Genomic DNA, 25,779 nt, shown 5'->3' with positions numbered 1-25,779 from the left:
TACTATATTTATATACTACTTTCGTACCATTAAAATTATTCTTTTGCATGATACATTATACCATTTTTTCCCTATGTCTATCTATTTATGTAATAAAAAAGGCCATATTATAATCAAAACAAAATTTGTTATAATATAGCCGGTTGCACTACTATCTCAGTATACCTAAAGTGCCCATATATAAGATATACTTCTTTGATTTCTACTCTTTATTAACTTCTTTCTATAAAAAATATATACCATTTTCCACTTTTTAACAATATATATTTATACTTTAGTATAAATATTACTAAATTCTAAATAATAATTTATATAAAAAAAGACTCGCTCCAAAATAACTTTGGATACAAGCCTTTTTTAATTTAATTAAAATAAAACACTTATAGATTCGTTAGAGAATATCTTCTTTATAGCATCTCCAAATAAAGGAGCTACAGTAAGTTCTTTTATCTTATCTATTTTCTTTTCTTCAGGAAGTTGTATAGTATCTAATACTATTAACTCACTTATAGCAGAATTTTCTATTCTTTCTATAGCCGGTCCTGATAATACTCCGTGAGTACAACAAGCATATATATCTTTCGCTCCAAATTCTTTAAGAGCATTAGCTGCATTAGTTATTGTTCCAGCTGTATCTATCATATCATCTAACAGGATAACATTCTTTCCTTTAATATCTCCTATTATATTCATAACTTCACAGACATTAGCCTTTGGTCTTCTCTTATCGATTATAGCTAATGGAACATCTCCGTCTAATGTTGTTGCAAATTTTCTAGATCTTGTAACACTTCCTAAATCAGGTGAAACTACTACTAAATCTTCTATTTTCTTCTCATTAAAGTAGTTAGCTAATATGCTTCCACCTAATAAGTGATCTAGTGGTATATCAAAGTATCCTTGTATCTGTGCTGCATGTAAATCCATTGTTAATACTCTATCTGCACCTGCAGCTGTTATTAAGTTCGCAACTAACTTAGCTGTGATTGGATCTCTAGATTTCGCTTTTCTATCTTGTCTTGCATATCCGTAGTAAGGGATTACTGCTGTTATTCTACCTGCTGATGCTCTTCTAAGCGCATCTATCATTATTAATAATTCCATTAAGTTGTCATTAACTGGACTGTTAGTTGATTGAACTACGAAAACATCGCATCCTCTCACCGTCTCATTCATGTTTACAGATATTTCTCCATCACTGAATGTTCCTACTTGACAGTCTGATACAGGTACTCCTATATAATCAGCTATCTTTTGTGCTAACTCTTTAGACGAGTTTCCTGAAATTATTTTAATTTCACTTCCGCTAGTATTCATTGCCTATCCTCCCGAAAAATTTAAACTATTGATATATATTGTGTATTTATATTTAAAATTTTTAGACTAAACTAAAAATAATAATCAAACTTATTTGTTGTCTCTAGCTCTTTTCTTTTCTACCCAACCTTCTTTAACAACTTGTCTTTCTCTTGCAATTGCTAAAGCTCCATTTGGCACATCATTAGTTATTGTTGAACCTGTAGCTATGTAACCATCTTCTTCAACTGTTACTGGAGCTACTAAGTTTGAATTTGAACCAACAAATGCTCCATCTTTTACTACAGATTTAAATTTATTTTTCCCATCATAGTTAACAAATACTACTCCACATCCTATATTTACATTTTTACCTACATGTGCATCTCCTATGTAAGATAAATGTGAAGCCTTTGAGTGATCTTCTATAGTAGCATTTTTCACTTCTACGAAATCACCTATTTTTACATGGTTCCCTATATTACTCTTTGGTCTAAGATAAGCATATGGTCCAACTGTTGTATTTTCTCCAACTATACTATCAACTATTGTTGAGTTTTTTACTTCTGTATTATCTCCAATTGTTGAATTTTCTATAGATGAATTCATCTCTATTGTACAGTTGCATCCTATTTTAGTGTTTCCTTTTAACATTACCCCTGGATAAATAATAGTGTCATTTCCTATTTCTACATCAGACTCTATGTATGTAGAGTTAGTATCTATTATAGTTACACCATTAACCATATGAGCTTCATTTATTCTTTTTCTCATTATTGCTTCTGCTTTTGATAATTCAACTCTAGAGTTTACTCCCATAAGCTCTTCTATTGTAGAACCATTGTAAGCTCCTACTTTTTGACCTTTATCTCTCATTATATATATTGTATCTGTTAAGTAGTATTCGCCTTGAGCATTATTATTATCTATTAAATCTAAAGCTTCTCTTAAAGATTTTCCATTGAAGCAGTAGATTCCTGAATTTATTTCATTAACTGCTTTTTCATCTTCATTAGCATCTTTTTGTTCTACTATTTTTAATAAATCTTCATTGCTATCTCTTATTATTCTTCCATACCCAGTTGGATTGTCTACCTTAGTTGTTAAAACTGTTGCATGATATCCATTTTCTAAGTGATATGAGAATAATCTATTTAATGTATCTTCCTTTATTAGTGGAGTATCTCCACATAAAACTACTATAGTATCTTCATCTTTTATATATTCTTTAGCCATCTTAACAGCATGTCCAGTACCTAGTTGCTCTGTTTGCATTGCTATCATAGTATCTTTTGGTAATCTTTCTTTTACAACTTCACTTTCGTGACCTAAGATAGCAACTATGTCATTTACTCCTGATTTTTTAGAGACATTTATAACGTGGTTTACCATTTCTTTTCCACATACTTTATGTATTACCTTAGGATATTTAGACTTCATTCTAGTCCCTTTTCCTGCAGCAAGAATTATAGCTTTAAAATTCATAAGCTCGGCTCCTTTTATATTAAAATTAATCTATCTATCTTTATATCTTATGTTCTTGTTTTGTATACAATTTCACTTTTTCTCTAATTAATATACCACTTTTTATGTTAAAAGTATAGCATTTAAGTGTTTTTTCCAATAAAAAAGAACCGAATTGTTCGGCTCTTTCATACTATTTTAATAATACATTAAGTTATTTGTTTATTATTCTGCTGCTACTTCTAATTGAGCAACTGCTTCATGGTAAGCTTTAAGTACTGCTTCTTCTAAAACTTGTCTCATTTCAGCATTTATTGGATGAGCTATATCTCTAAAGTTTCCTTCTCCAACTTTTCTACTTGGCATTGCTATGAATAACCCGTTGTGACCTTCGATAACTTTTATATCATGAACAACAAATAAATTATCGAAAGTTATAGAAACTATACACTTCATTTTCCCCTCATCAGTTATTTTTCTTACTCTTACGTCAGTAATGTTCATACCTCAATATCCCCCTTTTAATTTTGACAAAATTATTTTACATTTATAAATTATCTTTCTTATCTAGTAATTCTATATTATGTAAAAATTTCCTTCTTTATTTTTTTAAATATTTCTGCAAAATCTTAAATATTTATTATTCTTCATCTAAAAAGCTTTCGCCTTCTTCGATGTTACCCTCTAATTCTTCTATATCTATATTTCTATATTCATCTTTGAAAGTTTTTAAATTTGGTTCTACAGTTATTTTATCTCCATCTACATCTAATTGGATTAAAGATATGTAATCCCCTACCATCTTATCTTCTGGTGTAGTAGTTGATATAAATACTCCTGAACCTATTACTTCTGCCCCAAATTCATTCATAAGGTTCATCATACCTTTTATAGTACCTCCACCTCTCATAAAGTCATCAATTAAAATAACCTTACTATTTGGCTTTAGTGCTTTTCTTGGTAAACTCATACTTTCAACTTTAGATTTACCACTTACATATGTCATACTTAGTGTTGGACCTTCTGATACTTTTATGTCCTTTCTTATTATAACTAATGGTAAATTCATAGCTTTAGCTGTCATAAGTGCCATAGGTATTCCCTTAGTTTCCATAGTTACTACATAGTCAGCTTCTGAGTAGTCTATATTCGATGCAAATATTTTACCTATTTTGGATGCTATTGTTGGGTCATATATTAAATCTATTAAATATAAGAAACCTCCAGAAAGTAATCTTGATGGATCACTTATTTTTTTACATAAATCCATTAAAAATTCTTCATTTTCTGATTTTGAAGTTTTTGGTATGTACTTAACTCCTCCAGCAGCTCCTGAAATAGTTATAACTCTACCTAATTCTAGCTTTTCAAAAACATTCTTTACAACTAATAAGTCTTCACTTATTGTAGACTTTGCAGCGTTAAATTTTTCTGTAAAATAACTTAATGTATATATTTTATTTGGGTTATCAGATAGTATTTTAACTATAGCCCCAATTCTTTCCGTTCTCTTGAATTTCACTCGGGTTACCTCCTCTAGTGTTTGTAATTTATATATAAACTAAATAATGCATAACATTTCTTAGTATGGTATAATAGTTGTTATGTTTTATAACATTTTTTAATATATTATTATAAATATAGTATATGTACATTATTAATAAAATATTGAACATTGTATTATTATACCACATAAATAGTTCATATTGTAGAACTTAATTTTTAAAGGAAGGTGGTTTTGTTATGAATATACATTTCATTGGAATTGGTGGCATAAGTATGAGTGCATTAGCAGAAATATGCCTTAACAAAGGATATACGGTATCTGGGTCGGACATGAATGAATCTTATCTTTTAGATAAACTAAGAGGTCAAGGGGCTAATATACATGTTGGCCAATGTAGAGAAAATATATCTAACAACATAGATATGGTGGTTTATACAGCAGCTATACACCCTGAAAATCCAGAATTAATAGCTGCTAAAGAAAAAAATATACTTACTATGGATAGAGCAGCTTTCTTAGGACAAGTAATGAGAGAATACAAAAACCCTATAGCGGTTTCTGGAACTCATGGTAAGACTTCTACTACATCTATGCTTTCTACTATATTTGAGTATGCTAATTTAGATCCAACAATATTAGTTGGTGGTAACCTAAACATAATAGGTGGTAACGTTAAGATTGGTGCTTCAGATCACTTTATAACAGAAGCTTGTGAGTACGTTGATAGCTTCCTTAACTTTAACCCTAAAATTTCTATAGTTTTAAATATAGAAGAAGATCATCTTGATTACTTCTCTGGGCTGGATGAAATAAAAGCTTCTTTCAACAAGTTTGGTAAGCTTTTACCTCCTGATGGTTATTTTATAATCAATGGTGATGATTCTAATACTAATGATATTTTACATGAAGTGAAAGCTAATGTTATAAAATATGGTAGAAATACATCTAATGATGTAATCATAAAGAATATAAACTTTAATGATAATGGTTATGGAGTATTTGAATTAGAATACAAAGGTAAAGATTTAGGTAAGTTTGAATTATCTGTGCCTGGACTTCACAATATATATAATGCAACTGCTGCTATAATGACTGCTTTCGTCTCTGATATATCTTTAGACACTATAAGAGAAAATATAACTCTTTACAAAGGTGTTGGTAGAAGGTTTGAAACTAAAGGTTATTACAAAGATGTTTTAGTTATAGATGACTATGCTCATCACCCAACTGAATTAAAAGCTACTTTATCTGCAGCAAAAAAATTAAATAAAGCTAATTTATGGTGTGTATTCCAACCACATACTTATACTAGAACTAAATCTCTTCTAGATAGCTTTGCTGAAGCTTTCTATTCTGCTGATAAAGTTATAATAACTGACATATATGCAGCAAGAGAAGATGATCCAGGAGATATACATGCTAAAGATTTAGTCGAAAAACTATATCATAACAATGTAGATGCTATCTACATAAGTAAATTTGAAGATATTGTTGAGTACCTTCGTGAGAATCTAGAACATAATGATCTAGTAATAACTGCCGGTGCTGGTACTGTGTATCAAGTTGCAGATTTACTAGTTGAAAAAAAATAAATACAAACAAAAAATCCATGATATACAGATAAATATACTTCTAAAATCATGGATTTTTTTATTCTACTTTATTTTAAATATATCTTCCTTAATATATTCATATAAGGCATTGTGTACTTCATAGTATGATTGTAAATTATGGGATGTTATTTTTACATAATCGTCTCCCATAGTTTCTATTACAACTTCCTGTCCTTCTATTGTTATATTAATAGTAAAGTTGTATTCACTTCTTTCTTTACTTTTTTGTGGCTGAACTTTCCCTACGATTCTTTTCGATGCCATTTTATATGATAAGTCATCAAATTTCCACTTATTAATTTTTTTAGTTTTATCACCATATGTTATTTTAACACTGTCCCAGTTTTTATACTGACTTACAAATCCAAATGATGTATATATACTTTTCTTAAGTACATTTTCAAATTCTTCCTTTGAGTCTACTGGAATTTTATAATATGCTTCTTGGCTTACTGTATAAATTCTTAAATAATTTAAATCTGTTGAAAATTTAATACCATCATCTGAATTTCCACTATAAACTTCATTGTATGATTCTGGAGTTCTTACTTCTTTTAACTCTGAAAGAATATAATCTAGTTCATCCCAGTAATCTTCTTCGATTCTTATGTTACTTACCGTCCCATCTGAAAGATAAATTTTATTTTTATATCTTAATTGAGTTAGTAGCGATCTATTATCTGATTGTTGACTTTGTGTATTTACTTCTACCTCTTGAGACTTTGCTTGCTCTCTAGAAAACAACCAGAATGATAAGAAGTAAACTATAAAAAATATAATTAGACAAATTGGTAAAATTGCACTTTTTTTGATTTTCCTTTTTTTTCTACCTGTCTTAGCCACGTATTTCACCCCCACTATTTCTAGTTATAGGTTTATTATATACCTTTTTTATATTTTTTTTAATATATAATTATCTAAAACAGTTATTTCCTCGGCAATAATTACAAGGTTCCACGTGTACAGTTATTCCTTTTACAAATTCCATGTCCCTTATTATATCTTTTTCTAGTTGATTAGCTATATCATGACCTTCTGTTACTGTAATCTTTCCATCTACACAAATAACTAAGTCTATATATGCCATAGCCCCATGTTTTCTACTTCTTATTTCTCCTAAGTTCATTACACCATTTGTATTTTTGGCTATTGTTTTTATCTGATTTTCTTGTTCTATATCTATTGAAACATCCATCAGTTCATTGGCAGATCCAACTAAAATTTCAACTCCAACCTTTGCTACAAATACTGCAACTACTAATGATGCTATTGGGTCCAGTACCTTGAAGCCTAACATTGATCCAGCTATACCAATAAATGCAGCTACTGATGAAAGAGCGTCTGATCTATGGTGCCAAGCATCTGCCTTTAAAGCTGGTGAATTTATTTTATTTGCTATTTTTATAGTTATTCTATATTGATACTCCTTTATTAATATTGATATAATTGATACCACTAATGGCAATTCTGTTGGAATTTGAATTTTATCTATTTTTCCTATAGATTTAAGTGCTTCTATTCCAATTGATATTGAAACTACTATTAATAATATTGATAATAAAAATGATACCAGTGTTTCTGCTTTTTCATGTCCATAATTATGCTCTTTATCTACAGGAGTTGCTGAAATATAGTTTCCTAATAAAACACCTACAGAACTTATTATATCCGATGCTGAGTGTACTCCATCAGCTACCATTGCACTTGATTTACCAAATATACCTGCAATTATTTTTATAAATGTTAAAAATATGTTCCAAACAATTGATTGTTTAGTTATCTTATTTGATTCTTCGTATCTAGTTTCCATAAATCCCTCCATTAATCAATATTCTTTAATCATAACTTTTATATGATATTGCATACTCTTTACGTTCAAGATTAATTATCAATTTCCAAAAATATAAAAATGGGCATATCTCAAGATGAATTTTTAATATTCATTTTGAGATAGCCCAAAATTATATAAACTTTATTTTGTTATGCTTGCTTAATTATCTCAACAACTGCTTTTGCAGAGTTAATTAAATCTTCTATTGCTATATATTCATCTAGTGTATGAGCTTTCTTCATTCCTATACCCAGATTAACTGCCTTTATACCATTTTTATTTAAAATATTAGTATCACTTCCACCACCTGTAGAAGCTGTTTTACCTTCTATATTTATATTAGCAAATGCTCTTTTTGTAAATTCAACTATATCATCATTATCATCTATATTAAGTGGAGAGTACATTCTCTTAGTATCAACCTCAATTTTAGCTCCAAATTCTTCAGCTGCATTTTTAAAAGTATCTATCATATGCTTAGTTTGAGCATCTAATTTTGATTCATCTAAACTTCTAGCTTCTGCTATTATCTCCATCTCTGGCATAACTATATTTGTAGCTACTCCACCCTTAACTATTCCTATATTTGCAGTAGTTTCTTCATCTATTCTTAATAAGTTCATATTATTTATAGCTTTTGATGCTACCATCATTGCACTTATTCCATCTTCAGGTTGAAGTCCTGCATGTGCTGGTTTTCCTATTATTTTAACTTCTATTCTATCTTGTCCTGGAGCCTTTACTATTATTTCTCCTGGTGATCCACCACTATCTAATACAAATCCATAGTCTACATCTAATTTAGAGTAGTCTAAAGATTTAGCTCCAAATAATCCGCCTTCTTCCCATATAGAAAATACTACAGTTATATCTGTATGATCTATGTTATTTTCTTTTATATATCTTAATCCTTCTAATATAGCTGCTATCCCTGCCTTATCATCTGAACCTAATATTGTAGTTCCATCACTTTTTATTATTCCTGTGTCTTCATCTATTATAGGTTTTACCCCTATCCCTGGACTAACAGTATCCATGTGAGAACTGAATAATATTTTTTTTCCTTCTTTAGTTCCTTTTAATCTTGCTATAACATTTCCAGTTTCTGATCCAGTTTTTGCAGCTGCATCGTCTATTTCTACAGTTAATCCGATTTCTTCTAATTTGTTAACTAAAACCTTAGCAATTTTACCTTCTTTAGAAGTTGGACTGTCTATTTGCACTAATTCAAGAAATTCATCTATAAGTCTTTTATTATTTGTCATCTTTACTCCTCCAAAATTTATAATCTTAAATTATATTTTAGAGCATTATTAGATTATTATCAATAGATTCTAAATTTAATGACTATTTTAGAATTCTTCTACTTCTTGAATCTATATAACATAGCCAGTATCCCAAATTATCATTTTCATCATCACATGGTTGATAAACACTAAAACCTGTATGTCCTTGGTCTGGTTGTTCTTCTTTTCTTCCTGGCACTGCATAAATATAATTCTTTCTCTTATTATATTCATCATATTGAACTCCAAATAAATAATGTCTATATTTATATGCTTGCATTGTACAATCACTATACATTGTATAATTTAAAGTATTAAGATATCCTAGATAAGGCATTGTGTAACCACATAGAGTTGTAGGAGTAATATCTATTTTCCACCATCTTGCATTTTCTATATAATCATTTACAAATGGCTTTGTTTCTCTAAAATATTTTAAACCTTTTTTGATTTGTCTAGGCATTAATAGAGTTCCAGGAACTTTATTATTATGTTCTTGATAGGTATTTTGTTGAGTTTGTTTTCTATCTATTTCTGTATTTTTCTTTGTAGCTGTTTGAACATTTCTACTTCGTCTATGTGGTTTAGCTTTCTTGTCAGATTCTAGAGTCTTATAATCATTTATATTATCTTCGTATTGACTATTTCTAATATAAGTTTCTTGGATTGGCTTTACTTCTTCTATTTCTTCTACTCCATTTATATTCTCTATTTCCTCTATTTCTTCATAGGTATTATCTTCATCATCTTCTTCTATTTCAATATACTCAATTTCTTCATACTCTTCATATACATCATCATCGTCGTCTACTTCTATATACTCTACTTCTTCATATACATCATCTTCTTCTGTATTAGGATATTCATCTTCATCTCCCATAAATAAGATTTCTTCATAATTTTCTATCTTACTTCCCTTAAATCCTATAAGTGGTACAGTTTTTTCATATAATAAAGCTATTCCTTTAATCTCTGCAGTTGGGTCATCTAAATTTAATACAAATTCTCCCTTTCCTTGCTCACTTAAAGTAATTTTACCTAAGTCTATAGTTTCGTAGTCACTTCTTATAGCTATAACCCTGTATCCGTCCTTCATATATTTAAGGTTCTCTACATATAGTGCTACAATTGATTTATCATCATTTATTTCTATCTTTGCAAAAGCCTTTGGCAAAATACGTTCTTTATATCTGAAGTTCATGTCTTTTGATTCTAGAATTATATAATCCCTTTTAAATTTTTTATTAGAAGACACTTCATTCCCCTCCCCTTTACATAAGTTCTCTAGATAGTATATGTTTAAGGCATAAAAAAAAGTACCTTCTATTTTGAAGGTACCATTGAGTTTATAACATTTGAAAGTGTTGCAAACTCTTCTATTGTAAGAGTTTCTCCTCTTCTTTTTTCATCTATATTTGCATTTAATAATGCTTCCTTTATTTGTTCTTTAGTTAAAAATCCTAATGTCCCTAATGCATTAAGAAGAGTTTTTCTTCTTTGCCCAAAGGATGCTTTAACTGTTTTAAAGAATATCTCTTCGCTATCTACTGGATACTTTCTTTCTTCTCTAACATGAAGACCTATAACTGTAGAATCTACATTTGGTTGAGGAACAAACATATGTCTAGGTGCTTTTGCTACTATTTCTGTATCACAGTAATATTGTACAGCCACTGATAATGCTCCATAATCTTTTGTTCCTGGTCCTGCATTCATTCTATCTGCAACTTCCTTTTGAACCATAACAACTATATCAGTTACTGGTATATTTTCTTCTAAGAATTTCATTACTATCGGTGTAGTTATATAATATGGAAGGTTAGCTACTAATTTAACTGGTCCTCCCGATAGTTTTTCTTTTACTAATTCTTCTACATCTACCTTTAATATATCTTGATTAATTACTTCTACATTATCTAAGTCTGATAAAGTTTCTTCAAGTATTGGTATTAATGTTTTATCTATTTCTATAGCTATAACTTGATCAGCTACTTTACCCATTTCACGTGTAAGTGTACCTATTCCTGGTCCAACTTCTATTATTTTATCACCTTCTGATAATCTAGCTCCTGATAATATTCTGTCTATAACATTATCATCTATTAAAAAGTTTTGACCTAATGATTTTGAAAATTTAAAATTATGCTTTTGAACTACTTCTTTGGTAGCTTTATGAGATGAAAGTCTATCCATATTCTTTCTCCTTTATTGTCTTTTAATATTATTTTATTACTATAATTAAAAAATTACTTAGCACTATCAATAGTGTCTACTGCTTTAAGAAACTCTTCTCTACTTACGCCATAGTTATTTAATCTACTTAAAAATTGCTTTGCATTTCCGTATCCAATTCCAAGTATTTTCCCTATTTCATCTCTTCTATAAGATGCATCCTCATTTCCAATAAGCTGATTTCTTATTAAATCAACTTGTGTAAATTCAGTTCTTTTTTCTACGCTTTCCGTTCTAACTTTATTTAAAGCTACTAATATACTTTGTGGAGAGGCATTTTCTATTCCTATGTCTCCATCTTTTTTAGCTTCTTCCCTTGGTAAAAATGCATGTTTGCATCCTGGTACTTCTGCTGCTATTTTTTTTCTTATTTTTTCTCCAGCAAAATCTGGATCAGTGAATATTATTACTCCACGTCTTTTTTGAGCAGCTTTTATACGTTCCATAACACCTTTAGGAAATCCAAATCCTCCTGTAGTTATAAGTTCTGCATCTAATGCTCTTTTTACTGCAGTAACATCATCTCTACCTTCTACTACTATTACTTCTTTTATCATTATAATTTCACCTTTTATCTATTTTAATCTCGTATCTTAGCTTACATCTTTATATTTTACGTTTTTTACAATATTTTATCAAGAAAAATAAAACCTTGAAATTATTAAAATAATTTAACTTCGATCTTTAGATTTTGCACTAGTATGAGTTTATATGATATTATTATATTAGTCAAAATGTAAATAAACTAATCAATTAAGTAGGAGACATAGCATGATAAATAAAATAGCAAAAGTAACAATTTATGTAAATAATCAAGATGACGCAAAAAAATTCTGGACTGAAAAGTTAAACTTTGTAACAAAAATAGATGAAACTGAAGGAGCATTAAGATGGATAGAAGTTGCTCCAAAGGAAAGTGAATGGGTTACTATAGTTCTATATGATAAAAATCTTATGAAGAGTCAATATCCAACGGCTAATACAGATTATAAAACTGTTATATTAAGTACTGAAGATTTAGAAAATGCGCATAAAGAAATGAAGTCTAAAGGTGTAGAGGTAACAGATATAGTTACTATGCCGTATGCTAAATTATTTACATTCAAAGATCAAGATAATAATGAATACCTTTTACGTGAAGATAAATTCTAATAAATAGTACATAAAAAGCTACCATAAAATAAATTCAAGTCACTTTAATTTATTTTCATGGTAGCTCTTTTATTTCTAATATTATATAAGTAATTATTTTATATTAAACAATCTCTTAGCATTTTCCTTAGTTGCATTACAAACAGCTTCATAAGATATTCCTTTTTCTTGAGCTATCTTATCCGCTACAAAAGCTACTAATGATGGATCATTTCTTTTACCTCTATGTGGCTCTGGTGCCATATATGGTGAATCAGTTTCTATTAATAAATATTCTAGTGGAATTTCTTTTGCAACTTCTCTAGTTTTTTTATTATTTTTGAAAGTAACTGTTCCTGGTATAGAAATATAACATCCCATCTTAACATATTCTCTTGCTAATTCTACATTACCACTATAACAATGAAGTACACACCCTATTTCAGGACTCTTAGTGTTTTTTATAATCTCAAAAGTATCACCATGTGCATCTCTATCATGTATTATTATTGGTAATTTTAATTCATTAGCAAGCTCTATTTGCTTTTTATACCACTCTTTTTGTACTTCTCTTGGAGAATTATCATAATAGTAATCTAATCCTATTTCTCCTATAGCAACTACTTTTTCATTTTCAGTAGCTAACTTTCTTAAAGTATCTATTGCAGTATCATCAAGTTCTCCTACATCATGTGGGTGAACTCCAACTGCTGCATATATAAAATCATATTTATTAGCAAGTTCAACACTACTAATAGATGTTTTTATATCTGCTCCTGGGTTTACAACTAAATCAACTTTATTTTCTTTAAGAGAAGCTATTAAAGCTTCTCTATCTTCATCAAATCTTTCATCATTTAGATGTGCATGCGAATCAAATAACATATTTATTATCTCCTTATCTAACTTCGCATCCGTCTTTAGCACCTGTAGTTGTTGGTATTAATAAATCATCTCCATCATCTCCAGCAGCTAGTATCATTCCTTGAGATTCTACTCCTCTTAACTTAACTGGCTTTAAGTTACATACAACTATAACTTCTTTTCCAACCATTTCTTCTGGCTTGTACCATTTAGCTATTCCTGATACTATTTGTCTAGTTTCTGGTCCTAATTTAACTTGAGATACTAATAATCTGTCAGCTTTTGGATGCTTTTCACAACTTACTATTTTACCTACTCTTAACTCTACTTTATCTAAGTCATCTATTGTTATTTCTTCTTTATGAGTTAAAGTTTCTTCTTTAACTTCTTCCACTGTTTCTACTTTTCCTGAGAATAATTCTTCCAATTCTGTTACCTCTTTCTCTATGTCTAATCTTGGGAATAAACTTTCACCTTTGTGTACTTTAGTATTTTCTCCTATAAGTCCAAAGGTATTTGTACTTTCCCAGTTTGTTAATTCTTCTTGTCCTGCTATTCCTAATTGATCATATATTTTGTTAGCAGTTGTTTCCATCATTGGTCTTATTAAAGTTGATACTATTCTTATAGACTCACATAAATTATATAAAACTGTATCTAACTCATCTTTTTTAGCTTCATCTTTAGCTAAAGCCCATGGCATAGTTTCATCTATGTACTTGTTAGTTCTTCTTATTAACTTCCATACATTTTCTAATGCTTCATGGAATTGCATTTTATCCATTTCAGCTTCAAAGTTTTCTCTAGATGCTTTTGCTTGTAATTTTAACTCTTCATCAAATGCAGTTGCTACTTTTGGCATTGGTATTATACCACCATTATATTTCTCAACCATAGCTACTGTTCTACTTACTAAGTTACCTAAATCATTTGCAAGGTCTGAGTTTATTCTAGTTACAAAGTTTCTATGTGTATAGCTTCCATCTTGACCGAAAGCAAATTCTCTTAATAAGAAGTATTTTAATGCATCTATTCCATATCTTTCTATCATAGGCTCTGGATAAACTATATTTCCTTTTGATTTACTCATTTTATCATTAGCAAATAATATCCATCCATGTCCATAAACTTGCTCTGGAACTGGTAAATCTAAAGCCATTAATAATGCTGGCCATATTATAGTGTGGAATCTTACAATCTCTTTACCTACTATTTGTACATTTGCTGGCCAATATTTTTTAAATTCTTCTTCATTTTCACTCATGTATCCTAATGCAGTTATATAGTTGCATAAAGCATCTACCCAAACGTATATTACATGTTTCTCATCAAATGGAACTTTTATACCCCAGTCGAAAGTAGTTCTAGTTACACATAAATCTTCTAAACCTTTTTCTAAGAAGTTTGCAACCATTTCATTCTTTCTTGCTGCTGGGAAGCAGAATTTATCATTTTTAAATAATTCTTTTAATCTGTCTTCATATTTAGATAATTTGAAGAAGTAAGCTTCTTCTTTAGCTAAGTATGTTTCTCTTCCACAGTCTGGGCACTTATCTCCATCAACTAACTGAGACTCTGTCCAGAAACTTTCACATGGAGTACAATATCTACCTTCATATGCACCTTTGTATATATCACCTTGCTCATATAACTTAGTGAATATCTTTTGTATAATATCTTTATGTCTATCTTGAGTTGTTCTTATAAAATCGTCATAAGATATATCCATTGTGTTCCATAAATCTTTTATTCCTGCTATCATTCCATCTAAGTATTCCATTTCTGTCATACCTTTTTCTCTAGCAGTTTTTTGTATTTTTTCTCCGTGCTCATCAGTACCTGTTAAAAATTTTACATCAAATCCTGAAAAACGTTTAAACCTAGCTATTGCGTCTGCTGCTACAGTTGTGTAAGTATGTCCTATATGTAAATTTCCACTTGGATAATATATAGGCGTTGTAACATAAAAAGTTGGTTTGCTCATTTGTGTTGCCTCCTTTTAAAGTTGTTTTTAATTAAAAAACTCGCCTCCTATGATTATTACATAGGGGCGAGATTATATACGCGGTACCACCCTAATTTATCTATGACTAATAGATATCTTAGTAGACTATAACGCATCCATCCGTTTTATCTTACTTTAGTTCAGATAAAAAGCTCCAAGGCCATCTTCAATAAATCTTTTAACGCTAGCTTTCACCTAATCTAGCTCTCTGTAGAAAAAATCATTATTTACTCTTCTTTTCATAGCTTTTATAAATACTATATTTATATTATTAACTTCTATATACACTATTATACATGTCTTGTACTACAAGTAATAATTTTTAAATCATTATTATTTTTTATTCTATTAAAATTATGTATTATTGTCAACTAGTGTTTCTATGTGAATATCAAATAACATATAAATACAGATGCTATTACACCTGCTATATGGCTTAACATTGAACAAAGCAGTGTATGTCTTGTATTTTTTATTTTTAAGCTTCCATAATATATTGCCATTGTATAAAATATTGTTTCTGATGCTCCAACAATAGTTGATCCCATCTTCTCTACTAATGAATCTATACCTACCCTTTGTATTAGCTCGTTGTACATTCCAAGGGCTCCACTTCCTGATAAAGGTTTTATTATTATTAACCCAATTAATTCCTTTGGTATACTCATAATATTTGCTATTGGTTCAAATATAAACTCTAACATTTCAATACCTCTTCCTGCCTTAAATATACCTATCGCTAAAAATATGCCTATTATATATGGAAGTATTGACCATGCTGTTTTTAGTCCATCTATTGCACCCTTTACAAAACTTTCATATATATCTATCTTTTGTCTTTTACCATAAATAACTATATATAATATTATTATAGGTATTATCAAGTTAGAAAATATGTCCAACATTATCTTTTATTCCTCCCTTGAAAAACTTTACATGTTATTATTCCAATAAAAGTAGAAATCATAGTTGCAAATAGTGTAGAAATTATTATCTCATTAGGAAATTGTGAACCTGCATCTGCTCTTATCTTTAACATGGTAAAAGGTATTATTTGAATAGAAGATATATTTATAACTAAAAACATAATCATATCATTACTTGCCGTATCTTTGTTTCTATTTAAATTTTGTAACTCGTTCATTGCTTTGAGTCCAAATGCTGTTGCTCCATTTCCAGCTCCAAGCATATTTAATGCCATATTCATAACCATATAAGACATTGCTTTATGTCCTTTTGGCACAGAAGGAAATAATTTTTTCATTATGGGACTTAATTTTTCACCTATCTTTTCTATTAAGCCAGAGTCTCTCGCTATGTTCATTATCCCCATCCAAAATGCCATAACCCCTGCAAGACTTATTGCAAATTCTATTGCCTTAGATGACTCATTTAAAAGAACTGTATTTAACTCACCTAGATTTTGAAAATATACACTTCCTACTATTCCTATTACAATCATATAGAACCATATCTTTCCTATTTTAATCCCCCCCCCTCTATAAATAATTTTATGTATAATAGGGACTAGTTTATACTTGAAAGTTGAGTTGTATTGTGTTTTAGTATAGGTATAGGGTTTTTTATAATATTTAGTACTATAAGGAGAAAAATAATGAGAAATTTAACACTTCTTACAGACTTATATCAACTTACTATGTTAAATGGGTATTTTGAAAAAAATATACATGAAGATATAGTTGTGTTCGATATGTTCTTTAGAAAAAATGCATGCAAGGGTGGATACACAATAGTATGTGGAATTGAGCAATTAGTTGAATATATAAATAATCTCCATTTCTCAGAAGAAGATTTAAAGTACTTAAAAAGTTTAAACTTATTCTCAGATAAATTCTTAGATTTTTTAAGGGATTTTAAATTTACTGGTGATATTTATTCAGTTGAAGAAGGGACTATTATGTTCCCAAATGAGCCAATCGTAACAGTTAAAGCACCTCTATATCAAGCTCAACTTATAGAAACTGCTCTACTTACTATAGTAAACTTCCAATCACTTATAGCAACGAAAGCATCTAAGGTATGCTATGCTGCACAAGGTGATCCTGTATTAGAATTTGGACTTCGTCGTGCACAAGGACCAGATGCTGGTATCTATGGTGCAAGAGCTGCAGTAATAGGGGGCTGCAAAGCTACAGCTAATGTATTAGCTGGGAAAATGTTTAATATACCAGTTGCTGGTACCCAAGCTCATAGCTGGATTCAAAAATTTGACACGGAACTAGAAGCCTTTGAAGCTTATGCTGATGTTTATCCAGATAAATGTTTACTTCTAGTTGATACTTATGATGTATTAAATAGCGGTGTTCCAAATGCTATAAAAGTATTTAAAAAATTAAGAGAAAATGGTCATAAGCCAGTTGGTATACGTATAGATTCTGGTGATTTAGAATACTTGTCTGTTGAAGCTAAAAAAATGCTAAATGATGCAGGATTTTCTGATATAACTATAACTGCATCTAATGATTTAGATGAACATACTATATCAGCCTTAAAATCTGGTGACTGTGCAGTTAACTCCTGGGGAGTTGGAACTAAATTAATAACTTCTGCTGATTCACCTTCTCTTGGTGGGGTATATAAATTAGCTGCTTCATTTGATGGTGATAAAATGGTTCCTAAGATAAAAATATCTGAAGATGCAGAAAAAATAAACAATCCAGGGTATAAAAAAGTTGTTAGAATATACAATAAAGAAAATAAAGCTGAAGCAGATTTAATAATGCTTCACGAAGAACAAATAGATACATCTAAACCTTTAAAAATATTCCATCCTACATATACTTGGAAAGAAACTATATTTAAAGAATATACAGTTAAAGAACTTCATAAACCTTTATTTGTAAATGGAGAGTGCAAATTTAAACCTAAATCAATTTCACAAATCCAAAAATATGTAGAATCAGAACTAGATACTTTATGGGATACATATAAAAGGCTTACATGTCCAAAAACATATAAGGTAGACTTATCTGAGTGTCTTTGGAACTTAAAAACTAGTTTATTAGAAGAGAAAGTACTTCAAAAATAATAACATAAAATTAAAGGGGATTACATATGGATATTACTGATTACAGAATTATAGAAATACTTCAAGATGACGGTAGAATTTCAATGAAAGATCTAGGTAAAATAGTTGGATTAACTTCTCCAGCTGTTTCTGAAAGAGTCAAAAGACTAGAGGAGTCAGGGGTAATCGAAGGATATAAAGCAATAGTTAACCCCGACGCTTTAGGCCGAGTTATAAAGGCATTTATACATATATCTCTTCCAAGTGGAATTGCTTATGAGCAATTTTTAGAAGTCGCTAGAAAAGATGATAGAATTGTTGAGTGTCATCATATAACTGGTGATGACTGTTCTCTTTTAAAAGTTATTGTAAAAGACATGTATGAATTAGAGAATGTAATTGATACTATAAAAACAATAGGTTCTACTAAGACTTCCGTAATATTATCAACTCCAATACAATCGAAGTCTATACTATAATATAAAAAGACTATCATAAAATTAGTTCAAATAAACTTAATTCTATGATAGTCTTATTTTACTTTCTTTTATAACGATATTCATAATTAGTTAATATAAATTCCATATAAGTTTTTATTGTTCCAACCTTTTCATCTGGATTTAATAATTTTCTTGTAGATACTATATCTGCATATCCTAGAAGCATTATCCCAATTATATCTTCTCCTATTTTATCAAATACTTCAAATAAATTTTCCTTTGTTAAATTATTTTTTTTATAAAATACTAATAATATCATATGATATCTTACATAGTTAAATAATGTATCTATTGATTTTTCACTTAATGATAATCTTTTTCCTAACTTTATCGCTATATCTCCCCCAATTTTTTCATGGCCTTTAAAGTGTACTCTCCCTGTTTCGTCTACTGTTTTAGCATCGGGTTTTCCAATATCATGTATAAATATCCCTAATTTTAATATTTCTAATCTACTAATATTTGACTCTATTTTAGTGTTTAAATAGTCCCACACTAAATCTTTTAAATGTTCTGGAAAGAAGTTTTCATTATTTATCATATCTTCAAATTCTCTTAATGCATTTATAGAATGATCAAAGCAATTTACTACATGATATTTACATTCTCCTACTTCTTTCATTTCATTTATTTTAGGAACTATCTTTTCTAATTCTTTATTTTTGTCTAAAATTTTAAATTCTTTACTAGTATTTTTAAGACTTAAACTTTTTAATATACTTTCTTTTAGTTCCATATATATCACCCCGAATGTTTCTAATTTACAAGTCTAAAACTTGTTTATATACTACATCTTTTTTAAGTTTTCTTTCTTTACATACTGTTTTTATAGCGTCTTTTTTGTCAATTCCATTTTTAATTAATTCTATGACATATTCTCTTTCTGTTAGCTCATCATAGTTATTTTTTTGAGTTTTTTCACCCTTAAAACCATCTACTATTAATACGAACTCACCTTTAACTTCCCTTTCATTAAATATCTCTATTGCTTTGTCTATATCTTCTCTTATTATTTCTTGATATTTTTTTGTAAGCTCTCTATTAATAGAAATTTTTCTATTACCTAATACTTTACTCATATCTTTTAATGTATCTTTTAATCTATGAGGAGATTCGTAAAATATCATGGTTCTAGTTTCCTCTTTTACATTCTCTAATTGCTCTCTTCTAGTTTTTTTATCTCTATCTAAAAATCCTTCAAAAGCAAACTTTCTAGTATTTAATCCAGAACCCACTAATGCAGTTACAAATGCTGTTGCTCCTGGCAAAACTTCTATTTCTATATTATTTTCAATAGCTTCCCTTATTATATCTTCTCCTGGATCAGATATTCCTGGCATTCCTGCATCACTTATCAGTGCTATATTTTCACCTTCAAGTAATTTATTAATTAAATATCCACCTTTAGAATCTTTATTATGTTCATGATAGCTTGTTAATGGTTTTGTAATATCAAAATGATTTAAAAGTCTTATACTATGTCTTGTATCCTCTGCAGCTATCAAATCTACTTCATTTAAAACTCTTAAAGTTCTATAAGTTATGTCCTCTAAATTGCCTATTGGTGTTGGACATATATATAATTTACCACTCATATATCTTACTCTCCTATATCTTCATTTGCGTATATATCATTTATTTCTTTTGTATATTTCCCATCTTCTCCATAAACATATAAAGGATCTAATATTTTAAGTTCTGGCTTTCCATCTTTTATAAATTCAACTAAAAGTAAATTAGGAGCTTTATTTGCTCTTGGATGAACAAATTGTACTACCTTCGGCTCTAGTCTGTACTTTCTTCCAAGTTCTATTATATCTACTAGTCTAGTTGGTCTATGTATCATATAAAACTTACCTCTAGGCATTACTAATCTTGATGCTGCTCTTATAACGTCCTCTAAATTGCATTTTACTTCATGTCTAGATATTGCTTTTTTATCATTAGGATTTTTTATACCATCCATATGCATATACGGAGGGTTAGATGTAACCACATGGAATTCATGAACTCCTAATTCTTTATCTATAGTCTTTATATCTGCATTTACTATTTGAACTCTATCTTCTAAGTTATTTAATTTTACAGAACGAGTAGCCATTTCATATACTTCTTCTTGTATTTCAACACCTACTATTTTTTTTGCCTTACTTTTTCCTGCTATAAGTATTGGTATTATGCCTGTTCCAGTTCCTAAATCAGCTACATTAGCATCTTTTTTTACCTTTGCAAAATTAGCTAAAAGTACTGCGTCTATTCCAAAACAAAATCCAGTTGTATCTTGTATTAATTTTAATCCTTTTAATTGTAAATCATCTATTCTTTCAGTGTCTTTTAATTTTATGTCCATATATATCTCCTTATTTTTAAAGGGTAGGAAAATCCTACCCCTCATTTTAATCTTCTAATTTCTTTAACTCTCTTAATGTTGCTGCATCTATCTGGTCATCTCTGTTTTTGCAGCATCCCCCACACTTCTTAGCTTCTTGTAGTACTTTTATTTCTTCTCTCATACATATTTTTATAGTTTTGTCATTAAATTCAATCTTAGCTTGTTCTAATAAAGGATTTACTTCTATTACTTTACCTTTATTTCCACTTACCTTTACTAAATCTCCTACGCTAGGCATTTTTTCTATCGCTTCTACATATACATCATGTTCATACTTTAAGCAACAGAATAATCTTCCGCATATACCAGATATTTTAGTAGGATTTAGTGATAAACTTTGATCTTTTGCCATTTTTATAGAAACAGGTTGGAAATCTCCAAGCCATGTAGAACAGCATAAACTTCTTCCACATGGTCCAAGTCCTCCAATTGATTTTGCTTCATCTCTAACTCCAATTTGTCTTAATTCAATTCTTGTTTTAAATATTGATGCTAAATCTTTTACAAGTTCTCTAAAATCTATTCTTCCTTCTGCTGTAAAATAAAATATTAATTTATTTCTATCGAAAGTATATTCGCAATCTATTAAGAACATAGTAAGGTCATGCTCTTTTATTTTTTGCTGACATAACTCAAAAGTTTCTTTAGATTTTTCTTTATTTTCCTGATATATATTAGTATCTTCAGGAGTAGCAATTCTTATTATAGGTTTTAATGGTGATACTAATTTACTTTCATCTATTTCTTTCGGTCCAACTATAACTGTACCATATTCCAAACCTCTTGCTGTTTCTACTACTACATCTGTATTTTGCTCTATCTCAAAATCTACAGGATCAAAATAGTAAATTTTACCTGCATTTTTGAACCTAACACCCACTATTTTTATCATTTTATCACCTCATATATGTTTAAAGCCATAACCTGTATACTTACACTAAAGTTACAATTGCTTCTCATCTTTCTTTTAGTTTCCTCTATTATATCAATAATTTTAGAGACTTGCGAATAAGTAATTCTTTTACTCATATTTTGTATAAAGGTAATTCTATCTCCATTGATGATCATATCTTTATCAACTCTTCCCATACACATCATTATATCTCTAAAGTAATTAATCATCATATCAAGTACAACAATAACTTTATCCTTATATTTGTCCATGTCAGTTGATATATTTAAAATCTCAACCATATTTTTATCTAGTATGTCTTGTATGTACTTTTGTATATCATCTCTCATTATAGAAAAATCAGCTGACTCTGATAACTCTAAAGCTTTTTCTATGCTTCCTCTAGAAAAATTAGATAACAGTATCGCTCTATTCTCTTCTATTCCTTTATCCATTAAATATTGTTTTAAATCTATAATAGATATTGGTAAAAACTTTATTATCTCACATCTAGACTTTATAGTTGGTAATAAAGACTCTTTATTATTAGTAATCAAAATTATTATAGCATACTCTGGTGGTTCTTCTAATGTTTTTAACAATGCATTCTGAGACTCTATCGTCATCTTTTCAGCATGATTAATTATATACATTTTATATTTGCTATGCGGTTTTATAATTATATCTGATTGTATCTCTCTTATTTGAGCTATTTTTATACTATTTCCTGTTGGCTCTATTTTTATATAATCAGGACTATTTTCTGCATTTTCTACATTAATAAGTATATTTCCAAATTCCTTAGCAAACAAATACTTACCTATTCCATCGATACCTTCAAACATGTATGCATGGTTAACTTTATCATTTTTTATAGAGTTTGTTATATATTTTTTTGCAAACTCCTGACCTATTATATTTTTAAAATACATATTTACCTCTCCAAATAGGTTATATATTTTCCTTAACTATATTATATATTTCTTCATGTATATCTTCTATTGTTCTTAGTTCTCCATCTTTAACACAATTTATTTTCTTCCAATCATATTTGTCTGCTATATATAATGAATTATTATAACATTTTATTAAATAATCTATATCACTTTCATGTATATCTTTTTTATCTTCACCTGTTATCTTATTTTTTCTATTTTCCATTAGTTTTTGACTAAACTCTATTGGAACATCTAAGAATATAACACAATCTGGTTTTGGTATTTTATATATGTTAAATTCATAATCAACCAACCAATCTAGGTATTTATCTCTACTATCTTCACCCATTTTAGAAGCCTGGTGTACCATATTAGATGTTGTATATCTATCTGCTATAATTATTCCACCATTATTATAGAAATCTTCCCATTCTGTTTTAAATGATGCATATCTATCTGCTGCATAAAATGTAGATGCTATATAAGGATCTACATCTGAAGGATTTTTCCCAAAATCTCCTCTTAAATACATCTTTACTAAAGCTGATGATTCACCATCATAATTAGGATATTCTACTTTTCTTACATTACTACATTCTCTTGATAATCTATCAAATAACTTTTTCGTTTGAGTTGCCTTTCCACTAGCATCAGAACCACTCTCTATGATTATTAATTTACCTTTCATACTCTGTCCTCCATAGATAATTACTCTATAATCTGAATTTGTCCCAAAGTTGAATCTTTTAATCCACTTACGTTCATTCCTTTTTTACTACAGAACAATATATAGTCAATTATTTCTTTTGTTATTACTTCTCCAGGTGATGTTAAACTTATTCCTGGAGGATATGGTATTATATATTCACCGCATACCTTATCTATACTTTCATATATTTTAACACTTTTTTTATCTTTATAGAATGCTTCTCTTGGTGTTAATTTTTGTACTGGTATATCGTTAGGATAGTCAATTCTACCAATTTGTTTATTACTTTTGTATTTATTAATTATATCGTTTAAAGCCATTTCTAAACATTTGAAATCTTTATCTTCATTTCCTATAGTACATACTAGTAGTGATCCATAATAATTAGATAACTCTACCTGTATATTATACTCCTCTCTAAGTATAGTTTCCAGCTCATAACCTATTAATCCCATACCTGTGGTTGATATAAATATTTTAGTTACATCACTTGTATTATAAATCTCTATACTTTTACTGTCTTTAAATGAATTTTTAAATTTATTAATATTGTCAATTAAATTAGACATCAAGTCTTTTCCATATTTATCATATATATCTACTGCTAATTCTAAAGATGACATTAGTAAATATGATGGGCTTGATGATTCTATTATTTTTAAAATTGACATTAATTTATTATCATCTACCCTATGACCTTTAGTATGTATCATAGATGACTGTGTGAATGCTGGTAAAGTTTTATGTGTACTTTGAATCACTATATCAGCACCTTGCTCTAAAGCAGTTTTAGGCAATTTATCACTTAATCCTAAATGTGCACCATGAGCCTCATCAATAATTACAGCAATATTATAACTATGTGCATAATCACATATTGTTTTTAAATCATATGTCATACCATAATATGTTGGGTATGTGAGTATTAGCGCTTTAGCGTCTTTATTATTATCTATAACCTTTATAACATCATTTATATCTACACCTTTAAGTATGTTTGTATCTCTATCAATACTAGATTTTATATATACTGGATTTATATCCCCTAATATACAAGAATTTATTACTGACTGATGACAATCCCTATTAACAATTATTTTGCTCTTAGGAGGGCATAATGCCATTATGGCGGCTTGTATTCCACATGTGCTTCCATTTATCAAGAAATATGTTTTATCGCTTTTAAACGCTTGTGACGCCCTTTCTTGTGATTTTTTTATTATATCTTCTGGTGAATGTAAATTATCTGTTCCTGGGATTTCTGTTGTATCCATTTTGTATAATTTTTTTAATATCTCTGTATAATTTAATTTATCATATAACTTACCTAATTTATGACCTGGTACATGAAATGAAACTAAATCATTATATACAATCTTGCTTAATTCATCTATTATAAAGTTACTCATTCTATCTCCTCTAATCTCTATTTAATTGAAATAACTTATTATTTTATATAAATCTATATTAACATATACTTCATATATTATTATAATTCTACATAAAATAAAAGACCGCCACTCAATATAGTTACGGTCTTTTATTTATCCTATTATATACATTATTATCCAGCATCAATTTTGTTATTTTCAAATATTCCATTCATCATTAAATATATAGCAGCTAAACCTACTATAAAATATAATATTCTACTTATAACTTCATAAGTTCCACCAAATATATTGCCTAGTAAATCAACTCCAAATGCTCCTATTGCACCCCAGTTCAGCGCACCTATTATAACTAAAATCATTGCGAGTTTTTTCAACATAACCACTCCTATTAATTTATCTTAATATCCAACTATTAATAGTATTTGTATGTTTTCTAAAAGTAAGCATTTTTATTATTTAAATATAATAAAAAAGATTACGTGGCTACGTCTTACTCTCCCGGGAGGTTGCCCTCCGAGTACCATCAGCGCTAAAGAGCTTAACTTCTGTGTTCGGAATGGGAACAGGTGTATCCTCTTTGCTATAATAACCACATAATCTTTCGATTAACTTATATTAAGTTTTAGAGTTAATACTCTAAAAACTGCATATCATTTATTGATTTATCATTTAAATTTATTGGTCAAGTCCTCGACCT

Annotated in this window: 26 protein-coding genes, 1 rRNA gene, 1 riboswitch and 1 other annotated feature; of the genes, 4 read left to right on the top strand and 23 right to left on the bottom strand. The window is 29.0% G+C overall.

Features of this window, described 5'->3' with window-relative positions; all coding sequences use genetic code 11:
- Positions 1–128: 128 nt before the first annotated feature.
- Positions 129–213: riboswitch (cyclic di-GMP riboswitch) on the bottom strand.
- A gap of 153 nt (positions 214–366) precedes the next feature.
- The 4 genes from I2A66_RS13630 to purR form a co-directional block, all read right to left on the bottom strand.
- Positions 367–1,317: a ribose-phosphate diphosphokinase gene (locus I2A66_RS13630; RefSeq protein ID WP_122640667.1), complete on the bottom strand. Its 951-nt coding sequence runs from the start codon at positions 1,315–1,317 to the stop codon at positions 367–369.
- A gap of 90 nt (positions 1,318–1,407) precedes the next feature.
- Complete coding sequence (glmU, locus tag I2A66_RS13625; RefSeq protein WP_122640669.1) at positions 1,408–2,781, bottom strand: bifunctional UDP-N-acetylglucosamine diphosphorylase/glucosamine-1-phosphate N-acetyltransferase GlmU; 1,374 nt, start codon at positions 2,779–2,781, stop codon at positions 1,408–1,410.
- A gap of 204 nt (positions 2,782–2,985) precedes the next feature.
- On the bottom strand, positions 2,986–3,264 hold the full coding sequence (gene spoVG, locus I2A66_RS13620; protein WP_122640671.1) for a septation regulator SpoVG: 279 nt from the start codon (positions 3,262–3,264) through the stop codon (positions 2,986–2,988).
- Between the two features lie 136 nt (positions 3,265–3,400).
- Positions 3,401–4,282, bottom strand: a complete 882-nt coding sequence (purR, locus tag I2A66_RS13615; RefSeq protein WP_122640673.1) for a pur operon repressor — start codon at positions 4,280–4,282, stop codon at positions 3,401–3,403.
- Between the two features lie 221 nt (positions 4,283–4,503).
- Between purR and murC the strand changes: the two genes are divergently transcribed.
- The gene (murC, locus tag I2A66_RS13610) at positions 4,504–5,859 is read left to right on the top strand and encodes a UDP-N-acetylmuramate--L-alanine ligase (RefSeq protein WP_122640675.1); all 1,356 of its coding nucleotides are present in this window, start codon (positions 4,504–4,506) and stop codon (positions 5,857–5,859) included.
- Between the two features lie 63 nt (positions 5,860–5,922).
- Here the strand turns inward: murC and I2A66_RS13605 are convergent, their stop codons facing one another.
- The 6 genes from I2A66_RS13605 to rnmV all read right to left on the bottom strand — a co-directional run bounded on the left by I2A66_RS13605 (position 5,923) and on the right by rnmV (position 11,786).
- Positions 5,923–6,723, bottom strand: coding sequence for a hypothetical protein (locus I2A66_RS13605; protein ID WP_122640677.1), 801 nt, complete (start codon positions 6,721–6,723; stop codon positions 5,923–5,925).
- Positions 6,724–6,793: 70 nt separating this feature from the next.
- Complete coding sequence (locus I2A66_RS13600; RefSeq protein ID WP_195251878.1) at positions 6,794–7,690, bottom strand: cation diffusion facilitator family transporter; 897 nt, start codon at positions 7,688–7,690, stop codon at positions 6,794–6,796.
- 170 nt (positions 7,691–7,860) lie between these two features.
- A complete protein-coding gene (locus I2A66_RS13595; protein WP_195251877.1) occupies positions 7,861–8,976 on the bottom strand; it encodes a M20/M25/M40 family metallo-hydrolase in 1,116 nt (371 codons plus the stop codon).
- A gap of 82 nt (positions 8,977–9,058) precedes the next feature.
- Positions 9,059–10,252 (bottom strand): hypothetical protein, encoded by a 1,194-nt coding sequence (locus I2A66_RS13590; protein WP_195251876.1) that lies wholly within the window; start codon positions 10,250–10,252, stop codon positions 9,059–9,061.
- Positions 10,253–10,320: 68 nt separating this feature from the next.
- Positions 10,321–11,190, bottom strand: a complete 870-nt coding sequence (gene rsmA / locus I2A66_RS13585; RefSeq protein ID WP_147516809.1) for a 16S rRNA (adenine(1518)-N(6)/adenine(1519)-N(6))-dimethyltransferase RsmA — start codon at positions 11,188–11,190, stop codon at positions 10,321–10,323.
- Positions 11,191–11,243: 53 nt separating this feature from the next.
- Positions 11,244–11,786, bottom strand: a complete 543-nt coding sequence (gene rnmV / locus I2A66_RS13580) for a ribonuclease M5 (RefSeq protein ID WP_122640685.1) — start codon at positions 11,784–11,786, stop codon at positions 11,244–11,246.
- Between the two features lie 214 nt (positions 11,787–12,000).
- Between rnmV and I2A66_RS13575 the strand changes: the two genes are divergently transcribed.
- Positions 12,001–12,381: a VOC family protein gene (locus I2A66_RS13575; RefSeq protein WP_147516810.1), complete on the top strand. Its 381-nt coding sequence runs from the start codon at positions 12,001–12,003 to the stop codon at positions 12,379–12,381.
- 93 nt (positions 12,382–12,474) lie between these two features.
- Here I2A66_RS13575 and I2A66_RS13570 read toward each other — a convergent pair whose 3' ends face one another.
- From I2A66_RS13570 to I2A66_RS13555, 4 genes are all read right to left on the bottom strand, one after another.
- Positions 12,475–13,245 carry a TatD family hydrolase gene (locus tag I2A66_RS13570; protein WP_147516811.1) on the bottom strand — a complete coding sequence of 257 codons (771 nt, stop codon included), beginning with the start codon at positions 13,243–13,245 and terminating at the stop codon, positions 12,475–12,477.
- 13 nt (positions 13,246–13,258) lie between these two features.
- On the bottom strand, positions 13,259–15,208 hold the full coding sequence (gene metG, locus I2A66_RS13565) for a methionine--tRNA ligase (RefSeq protein WP_122640689.1): 1,950 nt from the start codon (positions 15,206–15,208) through the stop codon (positions 13,259–13,261).
- 59 nt (positions 15,209–15,267) lie between these two features.
- Positions 15,268–15,481 (bottom strand) — a binding site (T-box leader).
- Positions 15,482–15,609: 128 nt separating this feature from the next.
- Positions 15,610–16,134, bottom strand: coding sequence for a spore maturation protein (locus I2A66_RS13560; protein WP_243113407.1), 525 nt, complete (start codon positions 16,132–16,134; stop codon positions 15,610–15,612).
- Complete coding sequence (locus I2A66_RS13555) at positions 16,134–16,691, bottom strand: nucleoside recognition domain-containing protein (RefSeq protein ID WP_122640691.1); 558 nt, start codon at positions 16,689–16,691, stop codon at positions 16,134–16,136. Before I2A66_RS13555 ends, I2A66_RS13560 begins: the two co-directional genes overlap by 1 nt.
- 153 nt (positions 16,692–16,844) lie before the next feature.
- Here I2A66_RS13555 and I2A66_RS13550 point away from each other — a divergent pair, with 153 nt between their 5' ends.
- On the top strand, positions 16,845–18,278 hold the full coding sequence (locus I2A66_RS13550; protein WP_122640692.1) for a nicotinate phosphoribosyltransferase: 1,434 nt from the start codon (positions 16,845–16,847) through the stop codon (positions 18,276–18,278).
- Positions 18,279–18,304: 26 nt separating this feature from the next.
- Positions 18,305–18,736 carry an Lrp/AsnC family transcriptional regulator gene (locus tag I2A66_RS13545; RefSeq protein ID WP_122640693.1) on the top strand — a complete coding sequence of 144 codons (432 nt, stop codon included), beginning with the start codon at positions 18,305–18,307 and terminating at the stop codon, positions 18,734–18,736.
- A gap of 58 nt (positions 18,737–18,794) precedes the next feature.
- Here the strand turns inward: I2A66_RS13545 and I2A66_RS13540 are convergent, their stop codons facing one another.
- The 9 genes from I2A66_RS13540 to rrf form a co-directional block, all read right to left on the bottom strand.
- Positions 18,795–19,493, bottom strand: a complete 699-nt coding sequence (locus I2A66_RS13540) for an HD domain-containing protein (RefSeq protein ID WP_122640695.1) — start codon at positions 19,491–19,493, stop codon at positions 18,795–18,797.
- Between the two features lie 25 nt (positions 19,494–19,518).
- On the bottom strand, positions 19,519–20,352 hold the full coding sequence (rsmI, locus tag I2A66_RS13535; RefSeq protein WP_122640697.1) for a 16S rRNA (cytidine(1402)-2'-O)-methyltransferase: 834 nt from the start codon (positions 20,350–20,352) through the stop codon (positions 19,519–19,521).
- Between the two features lie 5 nt (positions 20,353–20,357).
- Positions 20,358–21,107, bottom strand: a complete 750-nt coding sequence (locus tag I2A66_RS13530; protein ID WP_164489076.1) for a tRNA1(Val) (adenine(37)-N6)-methyltransferase — start codon at positions 21,105–21,107, stop codon at positions 20,358–20,360.
- A 46-nt stretch (positions 21,108–21,153) separates the two neighbouring features.
- Complete coding sequence (locus tag I2A66_RS13525) at positions 21,154–22,041, bottom strand: PSP1 domain-containing protein (RefSeq protein ID WP_147516813.1); 888 nt, start codon at positions 22,039–22,041, stop codon at positions 21,154–21,156.
- Positions 22,038–22,973 (bottom strand): DNA polymerase III subunit, encoded by a 936-nt coding sequence (locus tag I2A66_RS13520; RefSeq protein WP_122640700.1) that lies wholly within the window; start codon positions 22,971–22,973, stop codon positions 22,038–22,040. The genes I2A66_RS13525 and I2A66_RS13520 overlap by 4 nt, the downstream gene beginning before the upstream one ends.
- A gap of 19 nt (positions 22,974–22,992) precedes the next feature.
- The gene (locus I2A66_RS13515) at positions 22,993–23,667 is read right to left on the bottom strand and encodes a dTMP kinase (RefSeq protein WP_147516814.1); all 675 of its coding nucleotides are present in this window, start codon (positions 23,665–23,667) and stop codon (positions 22,993–22,995) included.
- 20 nt (positions 23,668–23,687) lie between these two features.
- Positions 23,688–25,097, bottom strand: a complete 1,410-nt coding sequence (locus I2A66_RS13510; RefSeq protein ID WP_195251875.1) for an aminotransferase class I/II-fold pyridoxal phosphate-dependent enzyme — start codon at positions 25,095–25,097, stop codon at positions 23,688–23,690.
- Between the two features lie 155 nt (positions 25,098–25,252).
- A complete protein-coding gene (locus I2A66_RS13505; protein WP_306666835.1) occupies positions 25,253–25,459 on the bottom strand; it encodes a DUF378 domain-containing protein in 207 nt (68 codons plus the stop codon).
- 100 nt (positions 25,460–25,559) lie between these two features.
- A 5S ribosomal RNA gene (rrf, locus tag I2A66_RS13500) occupies positions 25,560–25,676 on the bottom strand.
- Positions 25,677–25,779: the final 103 nt, after the last annotated feature.

The sequence above is a fragment of the Romboutsia sp. 1001713B170207_170306_H8 genome (assembly GCF_015550495.1).
GTDB lineage: Bacteria > Bacillota > Clostridia > Peptostreptococcales > Peptostreptococcaceae > Romboutsia_E.
The sequence above is the reverse complement of the archived record's forward strand: the minus strand, read 5'-3'. Positions and strand labels throughout refer to the sequence as shown.